Below are 15,392 nucleotides of genomic sequence, written 5' to 3'. Positions count from 1 at the left end.
CGCCGACGCCGCCCCCGACCCCACCCGCGTGTGGATCGCGAACACCGACGCCGACTCCGCCGTGCCCCCGACCTGGCTCCTCGAACAGCTCGCCCTCGCCGAGCACGGCGCCGACGTCATGATCGGAACCGTGCGCCCCGACTTCGCCGACCTCACCCCCCAGCAGGTCGACGCCTGGCTCGCCACCCATGTGCCCGGCGCCGCGAACGGCCACGTGCACGGCGCCAACCTCGGCCTGCGAGCGAGCCTCTACGAACGCGCCGGCCGGTTCCAGCCGCTCGACGAGCACGAAGACGTCGACCTGGTGGGTCGTCTCAGGGCTCTGGATGCGCGGATCGTGCCGAGCGCAGCCGCCGAGGTCCTGACGTCCGGCCGCCAGGCGGGCCGCACCCCCGGCGGTTACGCGGGCTACCTCCGCACCGCGCTGGTGCCCCCCGCCTGACCACCGCGCACACCGGGCCCCCGCGCATCCTCCCAGCCATTCCGTCGTACGGTAGAGGGTGACCAGAGCGACGAAGAAGCACGCCGACCCCCAACGCCCCGCCCGCCCCGCGCAACCTGCAGCCGGTGTCGCCCCCATCCGCGAGAACGGCTACACCGACCTCCGCTCCTACGGCGCCATCGGCGACGGCCGCACGGTCGCCCTCATCGCTCTCGACGGGAGCATCGACTGGTTCCCCATCCCGAACCTCGACGGTACCCCCGTCTTCGCCCGCCTCCTCGACGAGTCGGAGGGCGGGGCCCTCGAACTGACCCCGACCCAGCCCTTCACCGCGAGCCGCCGGTACCTTCCCGGCACCAACGTGCTCGAGACCACGTTCACCACCGACACCGGCGTAGCCGTGCTGACCGACGCCCTCGTCACGGGTTTCGCCGGCCGCCTGCCGTGGGCCGAGCTGGCCCGCCGCGTGGTCGGTGTGAAGGGCTCCGTGCGGTTCCGCTGGCGGGTGGCCCCCGGCACCTGCCTCTCGACCGCGAGCCCGTGGATCCAGAAGACCGCGCACGGCCCGGTCATCCGCGTCGACTCCGTGACCATCGCCGTGCGCGGAATCGACCACGGCCCGCGGGGCGGCGGCGACCGCGCCCTCGCCGGCCGGTTCACCACGAGCGCGAAGTCGCACCACGTGCTCGCCGTCGCCGGCACAGCCAATGAGCCCCTGCACATCCCGCAGCCCGAACTCACCGACGGCGGCATCGAACGCACTGTGCGCAACTGGGAGACCTGGTCGGAGGAGTTCACCTACGACGGCCCGTGGAAGGAGGCCGTGCAGCGCAGCGCTCTCGCCCTCAAACTGCTCATCTACAGCCCCACCGGCTCGATCGCCGCCGCCGCGACCACCTCCCTGCCCGAGAGCTCCCGCGGGGGCAAGAACTGGGACTACCGTTTCGCCTGGGTGCGCGACCTGGCCTACACGGTGCACGCCCTCATCCGTTTCGGGCTCCGCGAGGAGACCCACGCCTCGGTCTCGTGGCTGCTCAGAACCATCCGCGCGAACGGCCCCGACCTGCACGTCTTCTACCGCCTCGACGGCGCGCTGCCGGGCGGCGTCGAGAAGCACGACTCGACCGGATGGCGGAACGCGGGTCCCGTCGTCACCGGCAACCCGGCGAGCGGGCAACTGCAACTGGGTGTCTTCGGCGACCTCTTCGACGTCATGCGGCTCTACGTGCGTGCCGGCAACGTGCTCGACCAGGAGACCGGACGCATGCTCGCCGGCGTCGCCGATCGCGCCTGCGACGAATGGCGCCGCCCCGACGCCGGCATGTGGGAGCTCGAAGACACCCGTCACTACACCTCATCGAAGATGGGCTGCTGGCAGGCTCTGGATGCCGCGGTCGAACTCTCGGAGCTCGGCCAGATCCCCGGCGACCCTGCTCGCTGGCGGTCGGAGAAGAACCTCATCGCCGAGTGGGTGCGCGAGCACTGCTGGTCGGAGACCCGCCAGAGCTACGTCATGTACCCCGGCACCGAAGAGCTCGATGCATCCGTTCTGCTGCACGCGACCAGCGGTTTCGATCGCGGGCCGCGCATGTCGTCGACGATCGACGCCATTCAGAAGGAGCTCGCCCGCGGGCCGCTCGTCTACCGGTACTCGGGTGCGGAGGCCGAAGAGGCGACGTTCGTCGCCTGCGCCTTCTGGCTCGCCTCTGCCCTGGTCTGCATCGGCCGCACCGAGGAATCGATCGCCCTGATGGACGAGCTGATCTCCCTCTCGAACGACGTCGGCCTCTACTCGGAGATGATCGACGCCGAAGACCTCTCCTTCCTCGGCAACCTTCCCCAGGGCCTCAGCCACCTCGCGCTCATCAACGCGGCGATCACGATCGAAGAGCTCACCCGGGAGAAGCCGGCAGCGAAGTGACACTCGCGCGCTTGTCAACCGTGCGCCCCCGACTGCGGGTTCGGCTCGGGCAGGCGTAGCGTTGACTGCGGCTCTTTCGAGACCTTCTCGCAGAACAGAAAGGCACACCATGTCAACGACAACCATCGAACGCGACGTGCATGTCCCCTCCGACGGCGGCCCCAAGGCCACCCGTCGCCAGAACGCCGAACGCGGCTTCAAGGCGCCGAAGGAACTCACCGACTCGCTGCAGTCCGTGCTCGTCGACCTGATCGAGCTGCACGTGCAGGGCAAGCAGGCGCACTGGAACGTGGTCGGCAAGAACTTCCGCGACCTGCACCTCCAGCTCGACGAGATCATCGACGCCGCCCGGGAGTTCAGCGACGACATCGCCGAGCGCATGCGCGCACTGCACGCGGTTCCGGATGGTCGTTCCGACACCGTCGCGGCGACCACCACGCTGCCCGAGTACCCCAACGGCGAGATCGACACCGCCGAGACCGTCGACCTGGTCGTCGTGCGGCTCGAAGCCGCGGTCGGAACGATGCGCGACGTTCACGACGCGGTGGACGAGGCCGACCCCGCCTCGGCCGACCTCCTGCACGCCGTCATGCTGAAGCTCGAACAGTACGCCTGGATGGTCTCGGCCGAGAACCGTACGGCTACCGCCAAATAATACTGCGCCCGCGAGACCGTCAGCTGCGGGCGAGACCGACAGGTCCAACTGTCCGTCTCGCCCGCAGGTGGCGGTCTCGCTGTTCGGGGGGGGTCAGTCCTCGCCGAAACCGGACTCGATCAGGGCGACCAGGGCGTCGAGCGCCTCACGGGCGGACTCGTCCTCCGCGACGAGGGTCGCCGAGGCGCCGCGCACGAGGCCGAGCGACATGATGCCGAGCAGGCTCTTCGCATCCCGGCCGTTGATCGTCACCTTCGCCCCGAACGAGTTCGCCAGCTTCACGAACTCCGCGGCGGGCCGGGCGTGCAACCCGTCTCTGTTCACCACGGTCACGGTTCGCGTGAGCCCGTCGTCGGCCGCGGCATCCGCGACCCCGTCGCCCCGTTCGTCGGCGTGACCCGCGCCGGCCAGTGGGTCAGCTCCGGGAACGTCTCCCGCCGCCCCGCGCGCCGACTCTGCAGCGGCGACGACCTCGTCGAGCGAACCGCCTGTCTCCGCCGTCACCGAGGCGGCGACCGCGCCTTCGACGAGCGGAGCATCCACGATCCGCACGCGCTCACGAACCTCGTCGTCGAGAAAGTCGAGCGCCGTCTCCGCCGTGAGAATGGCGGAGCCGAGGTCGCAGAGCACCACGACACCGACGCCCGAGTCGACCTCGCCGATCGCCGCGGTCACCTTCTCGAAGCTCGTGCCGATGCCGCCCTCGTCGGTTCCGCCCGCGGCAGCGAGGGCCGTCGCCGGCGCCATCTGCGAGGCGAGTTCGATGAGCCCGGTCGCGATCTTCTCGCTGTGCGAGACGAACACGAGCCCGACTTTGCCTTCGACAGCGGCCACGTCAGGAAGCGCCCGCGGCGTCGGAACCCGAGCCGGCGTTCTTCGCCGCCGTGTCGGCCGCGGCCCGCAGGATCAGGGCCGACGACTGCGACCCGGGGTCGCGGTGGCCGATCGCCCGCTCGCCGAGGTAGCTCGCGCGGCCCTTGCGCGCCACGAGAGGCTCGGTCGCCTCCGCGCCCGTCTCCGCTGCGTCGGCGGCCGCCTCGAGGATGCCCACCTCGTCCCGGCCGTCGGCGAGGGCCGCAGCCGCAGCGTCGACTGCCGGGGTCCAGGCATCGATCATCGTCTTGTCTCCGGGTTCGGCCTTGCCGCGGAGCACGACGCCATCGCGCGCGGCGGTGAGCAGCGCGACGACGGCCGCGCCATCCAGTCGCTCCTCCTTGCCGACGGCGCCCGCCGCCTTGAGGTACGCGGTGCCGACCAGCGGGCCCGAAGCCCCGCCCACCGTCGAGATCAGCGTCGTCGCGACGAGCTTGAGGGCGTCGCTCGGCACGGCTCCCTCGGGTAGTCCGTCGAGTTTCTGGATGACGGCGCTGAACCCGCGGTCGAGATTCTCGCCGTGGTCGCCGTCGCCGATCTCGCGGTCGAGCGTGATCAGCTCGACGCGGTGTTCGGAGACGACGCGCGCGCTCTCCCTGATCCAGTCGGTGACCCAGTCGATGCCGAGGCTCATGTGTTCTACCTTCCCCACCGCAGTGCGGCGGTCTGAACGGGTGCGTCCCACAACTCTGTCAGTTCGTCGTCGAGCTTGAGCACGGTGATCGAGGCGCCCTGCATCTCCAGCGACGTCACGAAGTTGCCGACCAGCGAACGGGTCACCTCGATGCCCCGCTCTGCCAGCACTTCGGCGGCCCGGCGGAACACGATGTACAGCTCGATCTGGGGCGTGCCGCCCATGCCGTTGACGAAGAGCAGCACCTTGTCGCCCGAGGCGAAGGGCAGGTCTTCGAGGATCGGGCCGAGCAGTCGGTCGACGATCGCGTCGGCCGGCTCGAGCTTGATGCGTTCGCGGCCCGGTTCGCCGTGGATTCCGATGCCGATCTCGATCTCGTCGTCGGCGAGCGTGAAGCTCGGTTCGCCCGCGTGCGGCACGACGCAGGGGGTCAGAGCGACGCCCATCGAGCGCATCTGGTCGTTCACCTTCTGCGCGATCGCCGTCACCGTGTCGAGGTCGTCCGCGCGATCGGCCGAGGCACCGGCGATCTTCTCCACCAGCACGGTGCCGGCGACGCCACGGCGACCGGCCGTGTAGAGGGAGTCCTTGACGGCGACGTCGTCGTTGATGATCACCGAGCGCACCTCGATGTCGTCAGCGGCCGCCAGGTCGGCAGCGGTCTCGAAGTTCAGCACGTCGCCGGTGTAGTTCTTCACGATGTGCAGCACACCGGCGCCTCCGTCGACCGCCTTCGTCGCCGCGAGGATCGGATCGGGTGTGGGCGAGGTGAAGACGGGCCCGGGCACGGCGGCGTCGAGCATCCCGAAGCCCACGAAACCACCGTGCAACGGCTCGTGGCCCGAACCGCCACCACTGACCAGGGCGACCTTGCCCTGAACGGGGCCGCCCTTCCGCACGATGTAGATCGGGTCGTAGAACACGTCGACGAGGTCGCCGTGCGCTGCTTCGATGCCGCGGGCCGCTTCGTCGACGACGTTCTTCGGGTCATTGATGAGCTTCTTCATTGAAATTCCTTACGCCGTTCTCGATGGGTCAGCACCCGGACGATCGATGACACAGGAGCCGGGACTCGTCGCTAAACCTAGTCCCCGCGGTTGGTCGCCGCGACCCACTTCTTCAACTTCCTCGCGGCCGCTCCGGAGTCGACCGATTCGGCGGCGATGGCCATCTTCTCCGAGAACCGTTCGACGATGCTGCGCTGCACTTCGGAGGGGTCGCGGGCCAGGTCGAAGGCGACCAGGCCGGCCGCGGCGTTCAGCAGCACGATGTCCCGCACCGGGCCCGTCTCGCCGGCGAGCACCCGGTGCACGATCGCGGCGTTCGTGTCGGGGTCGGCGCCCTTCAGGTCATCGATCGAGGCGCGCTTCAGCCCCAGGTCACGCGGGTCGAGGTCGTGCTCGGTCACGGCGCCCCGCGACACCTCCCAGATGTGGCTGTGCCCGGTGGTGGTCAGCTCGTCGAGCCCGTCGTCGCCACGCAGAACCAGCGCGGTGGCCCCGCGGGTCTGGAAGACACCCACGATGAGCGGCACGCGGTCCAGCTGGGCGACGCCGACCGCGGAAGCCTCGGGGCGGGCCGGATTGCAGAGCGGGCCGAGGAAGTTGAAGACGGTCGGGATGCCGAGTTCGCTCCGTACCGCGCCGGCGTGCCGAAAGCCCGGGTGGAACTTGGCGGCGTAGGCGAAGGTGATGCCGGCCTCCTTCAGTACCCGGGCGACGCCCGCGCTCTCGAGGTCGAGGTTCAGTCCCAGGGCCTTCAGAACATCGGATGAACCGGCCAGCGAGCTCGCTGCCCGGTTGCCGTGCTTGATCACCGGCACGCCGGTGCCCGACGCCACGACGGAGGCCATGGTCGAGATGTTGACCGTGCCGAAGCGGTCGCCCCCCGTGCCGACGATGTCGAGGGCGAACGGGTCGACCTCCAGCGGCAGGGCGTGGTCGAGAACGGCGTCGCGGAAGCCGACGATCTCGTCGACGGTCTCACCCTTTGCCCGCAGCGCCACGAGGAACCCGGCCAGCTGGGCGGGCGTCGCGGAGCCCTCCATGACCTCGTTCATCGCCCATGTCGACTCGGCGACCGTCAGGTCTTTCGACTCGAGAAGAGACGAGATCAGGTACGACCAGCTGAGTTCGGAGGGCATACCAGCGATCCTAAACCGTGGCCGGTCTACACCCTTTCGGGCCGAAGTTCTACGGGCCGTAAAAAAGTCGTCTCCAGAGGGTGCAAATGCGAAACACCCCACAGAAATCGGACATAATGGGTGAGTGACTAGCAGCTCGATGACCCAGACTTCCGCACCCCTGGTGCAACGGCCCAACGTGGTGGCCGTCGGCACGATCGTGTGGCTCGGCAGCGAGGTCATGTTCTTCGCCGGCCTCTTCGCGATCTACTTCACGCTCCGGTCGACGAGCCCCGAGCTCTGGAACACCGAGGCCTCGATCCTGAACGTACCGTTCGCAACCGTGAACACGCTGATCCTTGTGTCATCGTCGTTCACCTGCCAGTTCGGTGTGTTCGCCGCGGAGCGCCTGCAGTCCCGCGCCACGGGGTGGAAGCCGACGCAGTGGGGCATGGTCGAGTGGTTCTTCCTCACCTACGTTCTCGGCGCCCTGTTCGTCTCCGGCCAGGCCTGGGAGTACGCGAACCTCGTGCAGGAGGGCATCACGCTGAACTCCTCCTCCTACGGTTCGGCCTTCTACCTGACGACCGGGTTCCACGCGCTGCACGTCACCGCGGGCCTCTTCACCTTCCTCCTCATGATCGGCCGCGCCTTCGGCGTCAAGAACTTCGGCCATCGCGAGGCGACCAGCGCCATCGTGGTGTCGTACTACTGGCACTTCGTCGACGTCGTGTGGATCGGCCTGTTCCTGGTGATCTACATCCTCAAATGATCGCGTAGCTCGACTGAACACCGCACAACCGCCGACCTCTGAGGTCGGCACCAGCACCGCCCCGACAGAGAGTTGAGAGCATGGCCCGCACTTCCAGGAAAGCGAACAGACGGCACCCTCTGGCGACCGTCGTTCTGATCGCGATCGGGCTGGCCTTCACGGGCGGCGGTTACGCGCTGTTCTCCAGCACCGCGACGGCCGACACCAACGTCGCCGCCTCACAGGCCACCGTCGAAGAGGGCAGCAAGCTGTTCGCCGCTAACTGCGCCACCTGCCACGGCATGAACCTGCAGGGCACCGAGGCCGGCCCGAGCCTGCTCGGCGTCGGTGCGGCATCCGTCGACTTCCAGGTCGGCACCGGCCGCATGCCGCTGGCGATGCAGGGCCCGCAGGCCATGGAGAAGCCCGTGCAGTTCACCGAGGAGCAGACGCAGGCGCTCTCCGCCTACGTCGCCTCGCTCTCCCCCGGCCCCGCCGTGCCGACCGACAGTGAGGTCGCCGAAGACGGCAACGCCACGAACGGTGGCGAGCTCTTCCGCATCAACTGCGCCATGTGCCACAACGTGGCCGGCGCGGGTGGCGCGCTCACCGAGGGCAAGTTCGCCCCCGAGTTGACCGGTGTCGAATCCAAGTACATCTACGAGGCCATGCTCACCGGCCCGCAGAACATGCCGGTCTTCAACGACCACAACATCACCCCCGAAGACAAGCGCGACATCATCACCTACCTGAAGTACCTGCAGAACAACCCCTCCCCGGGCGGCTTCGAGCTGGGCAACCTCGGGCCGGTGGCTGAGGGTCTGTTCATTTGGATCTTCGGAATCGGCGCGGTCGTCGCACTGACGGTCTGGCTCACGGCGAAGTCGAACTAGCAGAGCCCCCGCACCGGAACACCTTCTTCTCAGGTTCGAAAGGAACACCATGGCACACGACGACTCGAGCGGCACAGACGTCGCTCCGTTCTCGTCAGGCGCAGACGGAGTGAGCAACACGTCGGGCAGGGCGGTCGAACACACCGCTGCCTCCGGCGGGCTCGCCGTCATCACGAGCGACGGCTTTCAAGACCCGGGGGTTCCGCCGCACCGCAAGCGCGTCACCGACCTCGACCCGAAGAAGGCCAAGACCGCACAGCGTACGGTCTACACGCTCTTCTACCTGTCGATCGCCGGCTCGATCTTCGCGATCGCTGCCTACATGGCCTTCCCGATCAACGCCGACGACCCGGGATCCGTTCGCCTGAACACGGTCTTCCTGGGGCTCGGCATCACGCTGGCCCTGATGGGCATCGGCATCGGCGCGGTGCACTGGGCCAAGGCGCTCATGCACGACGAGGAGGGTGTCGACATCCGTCACCCCGTGCGTTCCTCCGACGAGACGCGTGCCCGCGCCGTGGAGATCTTCCACGAGGGCAACGTCGAGTCGGGCATCGGCCGCCGCTCGCTCATCCGCAACAGCCTGATCGGCGCGCTCGTCGCCTTCCCGCTGCCCGCCGTCATCCTCTTCCGTGGCCTCGGCCCGCAGGGCGAGAACCCGGCCGAGCTGCTCTCGCACACCATGTGGAAGGCGGGGGCGCGGCTCACGCTCGACCCCTCCGGCCTTCCCGTCAAAGCTGCCGATGTCACCATCGGTTCGGCGTTCCACATCATCCCGGAAGGCCTCAACGACGCCCCTGACCGCCTCGAGCAGAAGGCCAAAGCGGCCGTGCTGCTGATGCGCGTCAACCCCTCTGATCTCACGATCAGCCCCGGCCGCGAAGACTGGAACTACGACGGTATCGTCGCGTACTCCAAGATCTGCACTCACGTCGGATGCCCGGTGGCTCTGTTCGAACAGCAGACCCACCACCTCCTCTGCCCCTGCCACCAGTCCACGTTCGACGTGAACAACGAGTGTGAGGTCATCTTCGGCCCGGCCAAGCGGCCGCTGCCCCAGCTGCCCATCACGGTCGACGGCGAGGGCTACCTCATCGCACAGAGTGACTTTCACGAGCCAGTCGGACCTAGTTTCTGGGAGCGGTCATGACAATCGAAAAAACCAAGGTCGACGGTGTCGTAGACGGCACCACCGATCGCGTCGTCGAGGGCGCACCGCCCGCGATCTCCAACGCTCCGTCGGCCCGCTTCACGTCGGCGGCCGCCAACTACATCGACGAGCGCACCAGCATCTCGGCCGTGGTCAAGGAGTTCGGTCGTAAGATCTTCCCCGACCACTGGTCGTTCATGCTCGGTGAGGTGGCGCTGTACAGCTTCGTCGTCATCATCCTGACCGGAACGTTCCTGACGTTCTTCTTCCAGGCATCCATGGCGCCGACCGTGTACGACGGTAGCTTCGTGCCCCTGAAGGGCGTCGAGATGTCGTCGGCCATGTCGTCGACGCTCAACATCTCTTTCGAGATCCGCGGTGGCCTGTTGATCCGCCAGATCCACCACTGGGCCGCGCTGCTGTTCATCGCCTCCATCGGCCTGCACATGCTGCGCATCTACTTCACCGGTGCGTTCCGCAAGCCGCGTGAGCTCAACTGGGTGATTGGGTTCGTGCTGTTCATCCTGGCGCTGGCCGAGGGCTTCACCGGCTACTCGCTCCCCGACGACCTGCTCTCGGGCAACGGTCTCCGCATCATCGACGGAATGGTGAAGGGCGTGCCGTTCGCGGGCTCCTGGCTGTCGTTCCTCATCTTCGGTGGCGAGTTCCCGGGCGAGCAGATCGTGGGCAGGCTCTACACGCTGCACATCCTGCTGCTGCCGGCGATCATCGTGGCGCTGATCGCGCTGCACCTGGTGTTCGTCGTCGTGCACAAGCACACCCAGTACGCGGGCCCCGGCAAGACGAACGATAACGTCATCGGCTACCCGGTTCTCCCGGTATACGCGGCGAAGGCCGGTGGATTCTTCTTCATCGTCTTCGGCGTCATCGCGCTGATCGCCTCGTTCTTCACGATCAACCCGATCTGGAACTACGGCCCCTACGACCCCTCACCGGTGTCGGCGGGAACGCAGCCCGACTGGTACATCGGCTTCGCCGACGGCGCGCTCCGCCTGGTTCCGCCGCACCTGGAGTCGGTGATCTGGGGTCACACGTACTCGTGGAACATCCTGATCCCGATCGCGGTGCTCGGCCTGTTCATCCTGACCGTGCTGATCTACCCGTTCATCGAGGGCTGGGTCACGGGCGACAAGCGTGAGCACCACATCCTCGACCGCCCCCGCAACGCCCCGACCCGCACCGCCATCGGTGCTGCCGGTGTCACGTTCTACGCAGCCCTCTGGGCTGCGGCCTCCTCCGACCTCATCGCCACGCACTTCCAGCTGTCGATCGAAGCCGTGATCCACGCCATCCAGGCCACGCTCATCATCGGCCCGGTCATCGCCTACTTCGTCGCCAAGCGCGTCTGCCTCGCGCTGCAGAAGAAGGACCGCGAGATGGCCCTGCACGGCTTCGAGTCGGGCCGCATCGTGCGCCTTCCGGGCGGCGAGTACATCGAGGTCCACCAGGATGTCGACGAGTACGAGCGGTGGAAGCTGGTTCAGTTCCACGAGTACAAGCCACTCATGATCCGACCGAACGCCAAGGGCAAGATCACCGCCCCGCAGCGCCTCCGCGCCGGCATGTCCCGCTGGTTCTTCGAAGACCGGATCGCGCCCGTCACGCGCACCGACCTCGAGCGCCAGAAGTCGCACCACTAGCCGCTCGCTCCACGGCACCGAAGGCCCCCTCCCGTTCACGCGGGAGGGGGCCTTCGTCTTTCCCGAACCCGCGTAATGGATCGCGCCTCCGGCCGTCTCTCTCTGTGAGGCGCTGCCCGCGCCTCCTGCTGTCGCTCCAGGAGACCGCCATGACCCGACACCGCTGTCTGCTCTCTTTCGCCATACTGGCGACCCTGGTCGGTGCACTGGCCACGCCCTCCTCCGCCCTCGCTGCGGACGATGAGCCCCGCGGCGGCGTCGAGACCGGTACACATCCCGATGCCGAACTCCCTGAGTCCACAGGCGGGGCAGGATCAGGCTCTACGCCGAGTGGTCCCGGTACCCTCGTCATCCACGAGAGCGCACCGCCCATCGACCCAGGTGCAGAGATCTATCCAGCACCGGAGACCGAAGACAAGCAATCCGCCAAGATCCGCACCCAGTTCGGCGGAATGACCGGCGGCGAGCGGGTGACGGCGGGTGGTGGATCGGGCAGCAAGGGCGGAGAAAGTTCTGCGGGAGGCGACAAAGTCAGCACGACATCCACCGTGACGACCCGCAACAGTCGCGCCGGCCGACCGGATGCACCAAAGCCCATCACGTTCCAAATCGTGCAGTACGGCACCAGCGGTGACCAGTACATCACCGTCAGGCTCGACAGTGCCCGCGACCTCGAGAAGATCGCCACGGTCACTCCAGTGACGTCTCTCGACCTCGCCGGGCAATCCAGTATCTTCGCCTACTCGATCGTCTTCAAGCAGACACCGACCTCCTCCCCCTCCGAGATCGCGCGAAGCATCTTCCTGCTGACCGGGGGTGCATTCAACTCGTGCCTCTCCAATGGGAACCACTTCTTCTGCACTTTCGCCACGGCGAAGAACATCAGGAGTGCCGGGTCACCGCTCACAGTGACCCCCGACAGTGTGCTTGAGTCGCGGCAGGTGCCGCTGTGCTCGAACACGATGAAAGACGGCGGGTACGGCATGACGGCGGTGATCAGCGTCGCCGACGTCGACTGCGAGGCCGCGCCGGGGCGAGAGCCGGTTCGGCTCGAGGTGAGCACCATCTACTCGGATCTCGCCCTCGGCATCCCCACCGCCCGAGCGGGCGACGGCAGCATCGTCTACAGCGCGACCGAGTTGGCGCAGGGCAGCTATGCCTCGATGGAGGTCTGGGCGGTGGCCGCCGACGGCACCTACTCCCTGCCGTTCACTGTGGCTGTGCGCAACCGCTTCGCGCCGACCCCTAGCGCTGCCAGCCTGCCTGACCAGACAGGCGCCGTACGGCCGCTCGAGGCGATCCGCGGGGTCGACACTGTCATACCGGCAGCGCAGCTGTTCAGCGATCTCGACGTCGACCTGCACCAGGCCGAGAGCGGCGACCACCTCACCTCCATCGTCACCGAACAGGGCGCCATGGGCGGAGCCTGGCTCGACGGGGCAGGCAACCTGCACTACCAGTCCATCGACGTCATCCGCGGCGACTACACCGACCACATCACCGTCCGCACCACCGACGCCTTCGGGCTACCCTCCCCCGACCTCAGGCTCAGCATCCACATCAGCGACATCATCCCCGGCTGCGCAACCGGCACAGACACCACCGACGCCACGACCCCCGTGCGCATCCACCTCACCTGCTGGATCACCCCCACCGACGGCTGGCACCAGATCGACGGACTCACCTACCGCATCACCGAACAACCCCACTACGGCACCGTCACCGACCTCGACCCCGTCTCAGGCATCGCAACCTACACCCCCGACCCCGCACATCCAGAACCCGCCACCATCACCTTCACCGCCACCAACAACGGCGCCACCCGCACCGCCACCCACACCATCAACGTACTTCCCGCCCCCTGAGCGGCCTGTGGCAAAATCGAGGGGTGAGCGCGAACGCCGAACCTGAGGAGCCGAGGCGCAAGACGACGGCTGAGCAGCGGGAAGCGCGCGCGCGGGAGACGCTGCAGAAGATCAGCGCCGGCGGCGACCTGGGGCTGGAGGCGCTCACGCTGTCGAACGACTTCACCGACGAATACACGGGCCGCTTCCGAGCGTGGCTGCGACGCCGTCTCGGCCGCTCGACCTCCTGACACCCACAACGACGAAGGGCCCTCACCGCATCAGCGGGAGGGCCCTTCGAACGTGATCAGCGGGCAACTAGCGGGCGAAGAAGCCGCGGTAGTACTCGTAGGTCCAGCCGACGATCGCAATCAGGATGAGCGCGACACCGACGAAGCAGATCCACGTCCCCACGGCGAGGCCGAGGAAGAAGATCGCCGCAGAACCGGCAAGCATGACGGGCCACCAGCTCCACGGGCTGTAAAAGCCCATCTCGGGGTCGCCGTCGTCGATGTTCGAGTTCGTGAGATCTTCGGGCAGCTCCCCACCCTGCGCGTTGTGCACGCGGCTGAGGTAGAAGGCGATGAACGCCGACAGAACGGCGCCGAGGGCGATGCCGATCGTTCCGACCCACTCGGGCTCCCCGTAGGAGACGAGCGACCAGAGCAGGTAGATGCCGTCGGCGATGAGGAAGAAGACCGACAGGATCCAGAAGACGTTGATATTCGCGCGCATGCTACTTCACCCTCTCCTGGTTGAGGTCGTACGTCGGGGCATCGGGAGCATCTTTCGCCGGGCCCACACCGACCGGCAGGCCGGCCTCGGGGTGGTTCAGGTCGAACGCGGGAGACTCGCTGCGAATACGCGGGATGCTCGTGAAGTTGTGCCGCGGCGGCGGGCACGACGTCGCCCACTCCAACGAGCGACCGTAGCCCCACGGGTCGTTCACCGTGATCTTCGGAGCGCTTCGGGCCGTGATGTACACGTTCAGGAAGAACGGGATCATCGACGACGCCAGCAGGAACGCACCCACCGTGGAGATCTGGTTCATCCAGGTGAAACCGTCTTCGGGCGAGTAGGTCGCGTAGCGGCGGGGCATACCCACCACACCCAGCCAGTGCTGGATGAGGAACGTGGTGTGGAAGCCGATGAAGAGCAGCCAGAAGTGCCAGTAGCCGAGCTTCTCGTTGAGCATCTTGCCGGTCCACTTCGGCCACCAGAAGTAGAAGCCGGAGAACATGGCGAAGACGACGGTTCCGAACACCACGTAGTGGAAGTGGGCGACGACGAAGTACGAGTCGGAGACGTGGAAGTCGAGCGGCGGCGACGCAAGGATGACACCGGTGAGCCCACCGAAGGTGAACGTGATCAGGAAGCCGATCGCCCACATCATCGGCGTCTCGAACGTGACAGAACCGCGCCACATCGTGCCCACCCAGTTGAAGATCTTGACGCCGGTCGGTACGGCGATGAGCATCGTCATCAGCGCGAAGAACGGCAGCAGCACCGAGCCCGTGACGTACATGTGGTGAGCCCACACCGTGACGGAGAGCGCGGCGATCGAGATCGTCGCGTAGACCAGTGTCTTGTATCCGAAGATCGGCTTGCGGCTGAACACCGGGAGAACCTCGGAGATGATGCCGAAGAACGGCAGCGCGATGATGTACACCTCGGGGTGGCCGAAGAACCAGAACAGGTGCTGCCAGAGCAGCACACCGCCGTTCGCCGCATCGTAGATGTGCCCGTCGAAGACGCGGTCGACGCCGAGCGCCGAGAGGGCGGCAGCGAGCACCGGGAACGCCATCAGCACGAGGATGGATGTGACGAGCACGTTCCATGTGAAGATCGGCATGCGGAACATCGTCATGCCGGGGGCACGCATCGTGATGATCGTGGTGATGAAGTTGACGCCACCGAGGATGGTGCCGAAGCCCGAGAGAACGAGGCCGAATACCCAGAGATTGCCACCGTCGCCCGGAGTGAACGTCGTACTCGACAGTGGCGCATAGGCGAACCACCCGAAGGAGGCCGCACCCTGCGGGGTGAGGAAGCCGGCGACCGCGATCAGCGAGCCGAAGCTGTAGAGCCAGTAGGCGAACGCGTTCAAGCGGGGGAACGCGACATCCGGAGCACCGATCTGCAACGGCATCAGCACGTTGGCGAACCCGGCGAACAGCGGCGTCGCGAACATCAGCAGCATGATCGTGCCGTGCATCGTGAACAGCTGGTTGTACTGGTCTTTGGTCGCCAGCAGCTGCTCACCCGGCTCGAAGAGCTGGGCCCGGATGACGAGTGCCATCACTCCGCCGAGGCAGAAGTAGATGAACGACGAGATCAGGTACATGTACCCGATCGTCTTGTGGTCGGTCGAGGTGACCCACTTGACGAGAACGTTGCCCTTACGCTCGACGGGCGTGACTCTCGGAGCGGTTAGTGTGCTCATCGT

Annotated in this window: 14 protein-coding genes and 1 pseudogene; 9 read left to right on the top strand and 6 right to left on the bottom strand. The window is 67.0% G+C overall.

The features are described from left to right. The 3 genes and pseudogenes from C5B96_RS17325 to C5B96_RS04840 form a co-directional block, all read left to right on the top strand. Positions 1-442: pseudogene (locus tag C5B96_RS17325) on the top strand (glycosyl transferase); the annotation flags it as partial. A 136-nt stretch (positions 443-578) separates the two neighbouring features. Next, complete coding sequence (locus tag C5B96_RS04845; RefSeq protein WP_104243508.1) at positions 579-2,363, top strand: glycoside hydrolase family 15 protein; 1,785 nt, start codon at positions 579-581, stop codon at positions 2,361-2,363. A gap of 109 nt (positions 2,364-2,472) precedes the next feature. Further along, complete coding sequence (locus C5B96_RS04840) at positions 2,473-3,018, top strand: Dps family protein (protein WP_104243498.1); 546 nt, start codon at positions 2,473-2,475, stop codon at positions 3,016-3,018. A 93-nt stretch (positions 3,019-3,111) separates the two neighbouring features. Here the strand turns inward: C5B96_RS04840 and dhaM are convergent, their stop codons facing one another. The 4 genes from dhaM to trpD all read right to left on the bottom strand — a co-directional run bounded on the left by dhaM (position 3,112) and on the right by trpD (position 6,668). Beyond that, positions 3,112-3,852 carry a dihydroxyacetone kinase phosphoryl donor subunit DhaM gene (gene dhaM, locus C5B96_RS04835; protein WP_233189002.1) on the bottom strand — a complete coding sequence of 247 codons (741 nt, stop codon included), beginning with the start codon at positions 3,850-3,852 and terminating at the stop codon, positions 3,112-3,114. 1 nt (position 3,853) lies between these two features. Beyond that, positions 3,854-4,525: a dihydroxyacetone kinase subunit DhaL gene (gene dhaL / locus C5B96_RS04830; RefSeq protein WP_104243496.1), complete on the bottom strand. Its 672-nt coding sequence runs from the start codon at positions 4,523-4,525 to the stop codon at positions 3,854-3,856. A gap of 5 nt (positions 4,526-4,530) precedes the next feature. Beyond that, positions 4,531-5,532, bottom strand: a complete 1,002-nt coding sequence (gene dhaK, locus C5B96_RS04825; protein ID WP_104243494.1) for a dihydroxyacetone kinase subunit DhaK — start codon at positions 5,530-5,532, stop codon at positions 4,531-4,533. A gap of 77 nt (positions 5,533-5,609) precedes the next feature. Further along, complete coding sequence (gene trpD / locus C5B96_RS04820; RefSeq protein ID WP_104243492.1) at positions 5,610-6,668, bottom strand: anthranilate phosphoribosyltransferase; 1,059 nt, start codon at positions 6,666-6,668, stop codon at positions 5,610-5,612. A gap of 139 nt (positions 6,669-6,807) precedes the next feature. Here trpD and C5B96_RS04815 point away from each other — a divergent pair, with 139 nt between their 5' ends. The 6 genes from C5B96_RS04815 (at position 6,808) to C5B96_RS04790 (ending at position 13,197) form a co-directional block, all read left to right on the top strand. Next, the gene (locus tag C5B96_RS04815) at positions 6,808-7,419 is read left to right on the top strand and encodes a heme-copper oxidase subunit III (protein WP_104243490.1); all 612 of its coding nucleotides are present in this window, start codon (positions 6,808-6,810) and stop codon (positions 7,417-7,419) included. 80 nt (positions 7,420-7,499) lie between these two features. Then, complete coding sequence (locus C5B96_RS04810) at positions 7,500-8,291, top strand: cytochrome c (RefSeq protein WP_104243488.1); 792 nt, start codon at positions 7,500-7,502, stop codon at positions 8,289-8,291. 49 nt (positions 8,292-8,340) lie between these two features. Continuing rightward, a complete protein-coding gene (locus tag C5B96_RS04805; protein WP_104243486.1) occupies positions 8,341-9,441 on the top strand; it encodes a ubiquinol-cytochrome c reductase iron-sulfur subunit in 1,101 nt (366 codons plus the stop codon). Further along, positions 9,438-11,102: a ubiquinol-cytochrome c reductase cytochrome b subunit gene (locus C5B96_RS04800; protein WP_104243484.1), complete on the top strand. Its 1,665-nt coding sequence runs from the start codon at positions 9,438-9,440 to the stop codon at positions 11,100-11,102. Before C5B96_RS04805 ends, C5B96_RS04800 begins: the two co-directional genes overlap by 4 nt. A gap of 149 nt (positions 11,103-11,251) precedes the next feature. Then, complete coding sequence (locus C5B96_RS04795; protein ID WP_104243482.1) at positions 11,252-12,967, top strand: hypothetical protein; 1,716 nt, start codon at positions 11,252-11,254, stop codon at positions 12,965-12,967. A gap of 23 nt (positions 12,968-12,990) precedes the next feature. Next, positions 12,991-13,197: a hypothetical protein gene (locus tag C5B96_RS04790; RefSeq protein WP_104243480.1), complete on the top strand. Its 207-nt coding sequence runs from the start codon at positions 12,991-12,993 to the stop codon at positions 13,195-13,197. Positions 13,198-13,264: 67 nt separating this feature from the next. Here the strand turns inward: C5B96_RS04790 and C5B96_RS04785 are convergent, their stop codons facing one another. After that, positions 13,265-13,681 (bottom strand): cytochrome c oxidase subunit 4, encoded by a 417-nt coding sequence (locus tag C5B96_RS04785; protein ID WP_104243478.1) that lies wholly within the window; start codon positions 13,679-13,681, stop codon positions 13,265-13,267. Position 13,682: 1 nt separating this feature from the next. Next, positions 13,683-15,389: a cytochrome c oxidase subunit I gene (gene ctaD / locus C5B96_RS04780; RefSeq protein ID WP_104243476.1), complete on the bottom strand. Its 1,707-nt coding sequence runs from the start codon at positions 15,387-15,389 to the stop codon at positions 13,683-13,685. Between the last annotated feature and the right edge of the window lie 3 nt (positions 15,390-15,392).

Source organism: Subtercola sp. Z020 (assembly GCF_002931235.1).
Lineage (GTDB): Bacteria > Actinomycetota > Actinomycetes > Actinomycetales > Microbacteriaceae > Subtercola.
This window is presented reverse-complemented; position numbering and strand designations above follow the sequence as displayed.

What these genes read in the sequence shown, in the direction of transcription:
- C5B96_RS04840 (WP_104243498.1), top strand. Translation starts at nt 2,473, where the DNA reads ATGTCAACGACAACCATCGAACGCGACGTGCATGTCCCCTCCGACGGC.
- dhaL (WP_104243496.1), bottom strand. Translation starts at nt 4,525, where the DNA reads ATGAGCCTCGGCATCGACTGGGTCACCGACTGGATCAGGGAGAGCGCG.
- dhaK (WP_104243494.1), bottom strand. Translation starts at nt 5,532, where the DNA reads ATGAAGAAGCTCATCAATGACCCGAAGAACGTCGTCGACGAAGCGGCC.
- trpD (WP_104243492.1), bottom strand. Translation starts at nt 6,668, where the DNA reads ATGCCCTCCGAACTCAGCTGGTCGTACCTGATCTCGTCTCTTCTCGAG.
- C5B96_RS04815 (WP_104243490.1), top strand. Translation starts at nt 6,808, where the DNA reads ATGACCCAGACTTCCGCACCCCTGGTGCAACGGCCCAACGTGGTGGCC.
- C5B96_RS04810 (WP_104243488.1), top strand. Translation starts at nt 7,500, where the DNA reads ATGGCCCGCACTTCCAGGAAAGCGAACAGACGGCACCCTCTGGCGACC.
- C5B96_RS04805 (WP_104243486.1), top strand. Translation starts at nt 8,341, where the DNA reads ATGGCACACGACGACTCGAGCGGCACAGACGTCGCTCCGTTCTCGTCA.
- C5B96_RS04800 (WP_104243484.1), top strand. Translation starts at nt 9,438, where the DNA reads ATGACAATCGAAAAAACCAAGGTCGACGGTGTCGTAGACGGCACCACC.
- C5B96_RS04795 (WP_104243482.1), top strand. Translation starts at nt 11,252, where the DNA reads ATGACCCGACACCGCTGTCTGCTCTCTTTCGCCATACTGGCGACCCTG.
- C5B96_RS04785 (WP_104243478.1), bottom strand. Translation starts at nt 13,681, where the DNA reads ATGCGCGCGAATATCAACGTCTTCTGGATCCTGTCGGTCTTCTTCCTC.
- ctaD (WP_104243476.1), bottom strand. Translation starts at nt 15,389, where the DNA reads ATGAGCACACTAACCGCTCCGAGAGTCACGCCCGTCGAGCGTAAGGGC.